Origin of the sequence: Streptomyces mexicanus, from assembly GCF_902506575.1 — a bacterium.
GTDB lineage: Bacteria > Actinomycetota > Actinomycetes > Streptomycetales > Streptomycetaceae > Streptomyces > Streptomyces mexicanus.
Genome location: NZ_LR732553.1, coordinates 1 through 7,546, shown reverse-complemented (window position 1 = coordinate 7,546; position 7,546 = coordinate 1). Strand labels below are relative to the sequence as shown.

The window sequence follows — 7,546 nt, the reverse complement described above, 5'->3', positions numbered from 1 at the left end:
GGTGGGGGAGGACCGAGCACCATGGCACGGTCGGCCCCCGAAGTGTCCAGCAGCCGTGCCGCCGCGTCCTGGTCACCGTACGGCAGCGGGCCGTCGGACAGGATCACGGTCAGCGGGCCCGACCGCCCCTGCGGCCCGGTGCCGCTGACCTGCGGCCCGCCGTCCCCGGTGTGCGAGTCGGCGGGACCGGTGGTGCGTCCGGTGCTGTTGGCCTCGACGGTCGTCGGTGTGTCGGCACCGGCCGTGGGCCCGTCGGCGGCCGTGGTGTGGCCGGAACTCTGCACGGCCCCACCGTCCGTGGGACCGGAACTCTGCACGACGCCACCGTTCGTGGGACCGGAACTGTGTACGGACCCGCCGTCCATGGGACCGGAATCGCGTACGGACCCACCGCCCGTGGCGTCGGTGCCGCCCGACGACGCCGGTGCGTTCTGCTGCCCGGTCGTGGGGGTGCCGCTCGTGGGGGTGCCGCTCGTGGGGGTGCCGCTCGTGGGGATGCCGGACGTGGAGGTGCCGGTCGTGGGGGTGCCGGACGTGGGGAGCGCACCGGCTGCGGCGTCGCCCGCACCGGGCGGAGCGAACTGCCGGCTCCCACCCTCCGCAGGGCTGTCCGCGACACCGGCCGACCCGGTCGCGGTGTCCACCCGCGGGTTCACGGCAACGTCCGCAGAAGCGGGGGCGTCGCCGTCCACGCGGCCGTCCGTGGCCACCGGCGCGGCGCCGGACCGGGGAAGCGGCGCGGAACGGGGTGCGGGAGCGGGCCCGTGGGACGAACCGGAGAGTTCCGGGGTGTCCGGACCTCCGGTGAAGGCCGGTCCGGTGTTCCGGTGCTCGCCGGCACCCGTGAGGGAGGTGGACCCCTGGCCGATCGTGTCGACCGCCTGGCCGGTCTCCGTCCCGGCTCCGGTGGGGAACGGCCGAGTGCGCACGTCGGGGCCCAGACCGCTCAGGGCGTCGCGCACATGCTGGACATCGGCCTGCGTCACGGGCCCTCGCCCGCCCGCGACCACCCGCAGCTCCGGAACGCCGCCCAGGCCCTGGTGCAGCGCTGCGCGGACGTCGGTCTCCACGGCCGTGGGCCGCTGTCCGCCGCGCTGCGCGGCGAGGGAGTCGAGAGCCTGCTCCCGTACCTCCGGCGAACCGGTGTGCACCCGCTGCCACAGGCCGTGCTCCACCGCTCCGGTGCCCTGCCCGGTGTTTCCCGGCCCTGCCGCGGGGACGACGCCACCGGCGGACTGCGCGGCCGTCGAGGGGACCTCGTGCGCCGTCGGCCCCCCGTCCGGCGGTGGCGACGCGTCCTGGTGCCCACCCGTCGTCCCGCCTGTGCCGACGTGGGTGTCCATGCCCCGCAGCCGCGTCACGAGGTCGCGCAGCGCGTTGCCGGTGTTGACGGCACCGGCGTTCAGGGCCGTGCCCACCCGGTCGCTGACGCCCGCCCCGACGAAGGTGGACCAGCTGGTGGACCCGTTGATCAGGAGTTCGGCGAGCGACTCGGCGCCGCCGGAGGCGAGGAAGTCGCCGCCCTCCTTCACGAGGTGGTGGCCCGTCGTGGCGGCCGTGCCGGGCGGTGGGCCGGCGGTGAGGTGTCCGCCGCCCGGCAGGTCGGACCCGCCACTGCCCGCGTCGGCACCGGACCGGTGCGTGCCGGGTCCGTCCTTGGGCAGGTCCCCGCCGTCGTGGAACAGGTCCGGCCTGTTCGTCGGCACGTCCGGACCGGTCTTGGAGGAGCCCTTGAAGTCGAGATCCGGAGGGCTCTTGTAGAACGTCTTGTCGTATCCCTTGAGGATGCCGTGGGCGATGTCGCGGAACACACTGTCGAAGAATCCGACCGCGAGGCCGAACAGGCCGTCCTGGAGGATCTGCTTCCAGTCGAAGCCGCCCGGGCGCCGCCCGTCCGGGGCACCCACCATCATGGCGAGCCGCACCGCGAAGGTGGTGAACGCCTCTTCCAGCGCCTCCGTCAGCGACGGCATCAGATGCGTCCGCTCCAGCAGGTGGCTGAGCGTGGTCAGGACGAGCAGCCGGCTGCGTGCCTTGGCCAGCGCGATCTGCGTCAGCGAGGCGCCGCCCGTGAAGAACGACATCGCCAGATAGAAGGCGATCTCGATCAGCAGGCGGACGACTTCGGCGATCACCTGCCATTTCGCCTCCATGATGTCCATGGAGGTCTTGACCCGGCCGTCGGCGATCGCGTCCAACTGGGTGCCGAAGTCGCGCAGGAGGTTCTTGCCGCCGTCGTCGATGAGCAGATTCATCGCGCGGACGTACTCGCGGGCCACGTCCTCCGGCATGGACTGCGCGATGTCCCGCACCGAGGACTCGATGAGCCCGGACAGTTCGCGCACGCGCTTGCCCAGCCGCGCGTAGGGTTGCCGGCTGTCGTAGGCCAGGTCCTCGTCGGCTTGGAGCAGCCGCTCCCCGGTGAGGATGAACAGCATCGCGTTCACCTCGGGAGACGCCTTGATGCTCACCCGTGCACGGCCTTCCCCTCCGACCGGGCCCGGCGCGGGGCGGCGCCGTGCGAGCCGGCGCGCTGCTCAGCGACGGCCATGGTCCCCGACGCTCTCGACCTGGTTGGTCTGCTTCCCGATGGCCTCCAGCGCCTGGTCGCGGACCCGGGTCATCGACTCGAGGTTCTGCAGGGTTCCCTCGGTGATGCCGACGATGGCGTCCCGGATCGCGGTACAGGTGTCCTTGGCGGTCTGACGCTCCTGCTGCTCCTTCGGGCGCACCTTCTGCGCGAAGTCGTCGCTCGTGCCCGGCCAGTCCACGGTCGCACTGATCTCGTCCAGGAAGTCCGCGGTGATGCTGCGGGCCAGGTCCGCGATCTGCCTCAGTTGCTCCGTACCCGCCTGGATGCGGCGCGGGTCGCCGTAGTAGCGCTCCGACACGGCTAGTCCTCACCGTCCTCACCCAGCGCGTCCCGCCAGGGCGCGCCCGCGCCACGCCGTTTGCCGGCCGGCCGGTCCGGGTCCTCCAGCACCTCGGGTCCGAAAAGCTTCATCCAGTCCACCTCCAGGCCCTTCAGCTCCGGCACGTTCGCGTTCCCCTCGGTGAAGGGCGCCATGGCCCGCATCACGTTCCGGCCCATCTCCACCCGCGCCAGGTGCGCCGCCTCCAGCACGCTGGCCGCCAGCTCCTGCGGCGACATGCGGCGGTACTTGCCGTCCAGGAACTCCAGTCCGCTCAGTTCCCCCTGTGGGCCCACGGTGACGCGCACCGCCCGGTCGGAGGACACAGCGCCGTAGGAGGCGTTGCGCAGCTCCTTCTCGGTGCGGGCGACCGCCTCCTGCGTGGCCCTGAGTTCGGCCATGGCCCGCTCGATGCGCTGCTCCAGCGATTCCGTCACCGCCGCGTTCTCTCCTTGCCTCGTCTCCCGCCGCCGCGACCGCTCCCTCGGCAGTCCGCAACTCCGCCTGTGGAACGGCCCATTGAGCCGGGTCCGCATCGTAACCGCTGCCGGTGTCGCGGCGGATTCGGGCACGGCCGTGACCTGCCCCCCCCGCCGCGGTCCCGCCGGCGGTCAGCGGCCGATGACGGCCGGTGCGCCACCCTCGTCGGTGCCCCATACGTCCGTGTCGTCGTCCACCTGATACGAGGAGCTCCCGGCGGTCCGCACCTGGGGCGCGGTGCCCGGTGTCTCCTCGCCGGCACGGCCGCTCGTGGTGGCCGGGCGCGAGACGGGCGCCAGAAACGTGTCGTCCTCGTCGTCACCGCCCCAATGACCGTGCCGAGCGGTGCCGGTGCGGCGTCTGCTCTCCTCCAGCGAGTCGGTGAGCACGGCGCGCACCCGTTCTGTGTGGGACCCCTTGTCACCGCCCGTGCCCATGCCGCTCATCGGCATCATCGGCATCCCCGGTGAGCCGGTCGCCTGCCCGCTCGCGGCCGTCACGACCGGCGGACCGGACACGTTCGCCGCGCCGCTGCCGGAATCCGTGCCGGCGGAGCCGATGTCCCCCAGTGCCGTGGCGCGTGCGGTGTCCGTGCCGCCCAGTGCCACGGATCCACCGGACCCACCGGACGCGGAACCGCCCGGCGACCCCAGGGACGACGGGACGTTAAGGTCCCTCAGGGTGCCGAGGTCCTTCATGCCGCTCATACTCGTGGCAGCGCCGGGCCCGCTCGTCGGCAGGGTGACGACCCGGTCGGTGAGGTTGTCCGGAACCGTGCTGCCGCTGTCGTCGAGGCCGCCGAGGCCACCGAGATCGCGGAGGTCGGTGGTGGTGCGGCCCGCTGGGTCGGTGGTGGTGACGATCCCGGTGTCGGGGTCGACGACCTGCTTGCTGCCGTCCGGGAACCGCGTGGTGAGCTGCCCGTGGTCGAGGCTGGTCGTGGACCCGTCGGGGTTGGTGACCGAGGCCCCGTGCGTGAGGTCGGTGGCGATGGTGCGTCCGTTCGGACCGACGGAGGTCAGCATCCCGGTGTCCGGATCGAAGGAGGTGCTGCTGCCGTCCGGGTAGGTGGTGGCGAAGTCGCCGTCGTTCAGGGCGAGGTGGCCACCGGTCGGCGTCTGGAGTCCCGTGGTGCCGTGGTGGCCGAGGCCGGGGAGGTCGCCCAGGTCGCCGAGTGACTGGGTGACGACCCGGTCGCGCAGGTCGCCGGAGTCGGTCGGCGCTCCGGCGCCGTGGAGGCCGCTGTCGCTGCGGGTGTTGTCGTTGAGGCCCTGGAGACTGCCGAGATCCGTCGTGGTGGTGCGGCCAGCCGGGTCGGTGGTGGTGACGATCCCGGTGTCGGGGTCGACGACCTGCTTGCTGCCGTCCGGGAACTGCGTGGTCAGCCGGCCGTTCTCCAGGCGGGTGACGGACCCGTCGGGGTTGCTGACGGCGGCGCCGTGGGTGAGGTCGGTCGCGCTGGTCAGTCCGGTGGGGTCCACGGAGGTGAGCATCCCGGTCCGCGGGTCGAAGGAGGCGCTGCTGCCGTCCGGGAAGGTGGTGGCGAAGTCGCCCCCGCTCAGCGAGGTGAGGCCACCGGTCGGCGTCCGGATCCCGGTGGGAGCGTCGTCGAGGGGAAGCAGGGTGCGCCTGAGGGCGTCGGTGTCTTGTTTCTGGCCGGCGGTGCGCGTGTTGCCGCCGTTGAGGCCGTCGAGGGTGCCGAGCGAGGTGGTGGTCGGCACGAAGGCGCTGTCCGTGCCGAGGCCGCCGCCGTCACCGTCTCCGCCCGGGGTGTCCAGGGCCAACTCGGTGCGCGGCAGGGTGGGTAGGGTACCGCCGTCCGCGCCGGCACCTCCGCTGCCGTTGAGGCCGTCGAGGGTGCCGAGCGAGGTGGTGGTCGGGACGGTGGAGCCGTCGGTGCCGAGGCCGCCGTCTCCGCCGCTGCCCAGGCTGTCGAGGGCCAACTCGGTGCGCGGCAGGGTGGGTACGGCGCCGCCGTCCGCGCCGGCACCCGCGCCGTTTGCGTCGCCGAGTTTGTCGAGGGCGTCCTGCAGGTGCTCTGTCTGGTCGTTGTTGGCGTCCCCGAGTTTGTCCAGGGCGTCCTGCAGGTGTTCCGACTGGTCGTTGTTGGCGTCGCCCAGCTTGTCCAGGGCGTCCTGCAGATGTTCGGACTGCTCGTCGGCCTTGTCCTGGGCGTCCTTCTCCTTGGCCTCGGCGTCCTTCTTGTCCTGCTCGTACTCGTCCTTCAGCTTCTTGTTCTCCTCCTCGATCCTCTTGTTCTCCTCCTCGGTCTTCTTCTTGTCGTAGTCGGTGGCGGCGGTGCTGGTCGTCTTCGGCTTGGGGATGTGGTCGGTGAACTGCCTGCCGAGGTCGAGGAACGTGTTGTTCAGGTCGGACTGGACGGTGGCCGCGGGCTTGACGAGGTACTCGTCCACGGCCTGGTTCCAGATGCGGACCGCTTCCTCGCCGACCTTCTTCCAGGACGACTTGTCCGCGAGGTCCCCGTACTTGGGGTGGTTCTGTGTGAAACCGTCCTCCGTCCTGGCGTAGTACCAGACTCCGTTGTAGGTCGTCGAAGCGTAGACCTTGGTCTTCTTGACGTTGTTGTCCTCGACCCAGCGCGCCAGGTCGTCCAGCACGTACCCCAGGACACGGATCGGCTCGTAGTAGTCCGACTGGGCCCATTTCTGCCACGCGTCCAGCAGCCGTTGCGCGGCCAGTTGCAGGGCGACCTTCGCCTGGGACAGTGCCCGGGAGTACACGGTCTGACCCTGGCCGACCTGGTCTCCGGAGCCGTTGAAGGTGTCGATGTACGCCTCGTAGTTCTCCCGGGTCTTGGTCAGCAGACTGCGGAAGATGTCCGCGGACTCGCCCTTCCAGACGGCGTCGTCCTTGCCGAGGGCGTCCTCCCAGCCCTTGATGATCGTCGCGTAGTCCTTGAAGAACTTGGCCGCGCGATCGAAGGAGTCCCCCGTGGCGTCGAAGGTCTTGAGGTCGACGGCGGACGCGTCCGGTACGCTGCGGCCGCCGAAACTGGTGTGGGTGGTGCCCCCGCCGAACAGGTCGAGCAACGCGGTGCGAGGCCCGTTCATGTAACGGAACAGGTCCTCGTTGCTCATCGTGTCCTTGTTGTAGTCCGTGAACTCGCCGCCCACGCCCGCCTTGACGTCCGCCGCGGTCTTGCCCGAGGTGTCGGCCCAGATGATGTGGCCGTCCTTGTCCTGCGCGGTTCCCTCGAAGACGATGCGGGCCTGCTTCAGGCGGGCGTTGCCGGGCCCGGTGAAGAACCAGATGTCGTAGTCCTCACCGCTGTTCACCTCGAAACCGGACTTGAGGACCTCCGCCACGTCGTGGTCCTGGAAGTCCATGCGGAACAGCGGGCCGCCGTGGTCCGAGGTGAGTTTCTCGAAGAGCGTGGAGCGCTTGGGCATGGGATAGCCCGTCAGGTGTGCCACGAGGTTGGCCCAGGTGTCGCCGTCGTCGTCCTTGGGGGTGCCGTCCTCGTACTTGTGGACCTTCTCCTTGGACTTGTCGTCGACGTACTTCTCGACGCTGCCCTTGGCGTCGTCGCCCTCATCGGCCACCGCGAGTTCCTCCCGATCCGCTGCTCGTCATCGGCCGAGGGCGCCTGACGCCCTCGGATCCGCCTCAGCTGTCGCCGCTGCTGCCCTGGGACGTGCCGCTGCCGCTGGTGCTGCCCGTGCTGCCGCCCGTGCCCTGCGTGGTTCCGCTCTGCCCGGAGGTGTCCGTGTCCACGTCCGAGAAGATCTGCAGCAGGGTCTGGGCGTCGATCGCGTCCAGGTTCTGCTGATTGGTCTTCTTCATTTTGTCGATCGTCTGCTGCAGGGCGTCCTTCAGGTCCGTGAAGAACGTCTCCTGGTCGGCGAGGAGCTTGTCGATGGCGGTCGCCGCGGTCTTCACGTCGTCGAGCAGCGTCGGGCCGGACACCAGCGCCTTCGTGGCCATGTCGCCGATGCGCAGCAGCTGCTGGTCCTGGGCGAGGTTGTCCGGCGTGGTGTGACCGTCGACCAGATGGCCCAGCGGTCGGACTCCGTGCGCGTCGTCGTTGCGGTAGGAGCGTGCGGCCTTGAGGGCGTCGTCCGCCTCGTGATCGTGGAAGCTCTGCAGTTCCTTGAGGTCGAGATGCGTCAGATCGGACACGGACCGTCCTTGGG

The 7,546-nt window shown here is 70.7% G+C and carries 4 protein-coding genes and 1 pseudogene; all 5 read right to left on the bottom strand.

Annotated elements, in window-relative coordinates; translation table 11 throughout:
• A pseudogene (locus GV126_RS32185) lies at nucleotides 1-2,471 on the bottom strand (hypothetical protein); the annotation flags it as partial.
• Between the two features lie 66 nt (nucleotides 2,472-2,537).
• A complete protein-coding gene (locus tag GV126_RS32180) occupies nucleotides 2,538-2,891 on the bottom strand; it encodes a hypothetical protein (protein WP_159674461.1) in 354 nt (117 codons plus the stop codon).
• A gap of 2 nt (nucleotides 2,892-2,893) precedes the next feature.
• A complete protein-coding gene (locus tag GV126_RS32175) occupies nucleotides 2,894-3,349 on the bottom strand; it encodes a YbaB/EbfC family nucleoid-associated protein (protein WP_159674459.1) in 456 nt (151 codons plus the stop codon).
• A 174-nt stretch (nucleotides 3,350-3,523) separates the two neighbouring features.
• The gene (locus GV126_RS32170) at nucleotides 3,524-6,955 is read right to left on the bottom strand and encodes an AAWKG family protein (RefSeq protein WP_159674457.1); all 3,432 of its coding nucleotides are present in this window, start codon (nucleotides 6,953-6,955) and stop codon (nucleotides 3,524-3,526) included.
• A gap of 64 nt (nucleotides 6,956-7,019) precedes the next feature.
• A complete protein-coding gene (locus tag GV126_RS32165; protein WP_159674455.1) occupies nucleotides 7,020-7,532 on the bottom strand; it encodes a type VII secretion system-associated protein in 513 nt (170 codons plus the stop codon).
• Nucleotides 7,533-7,546 lie beyond the last annotated feature (14 nt).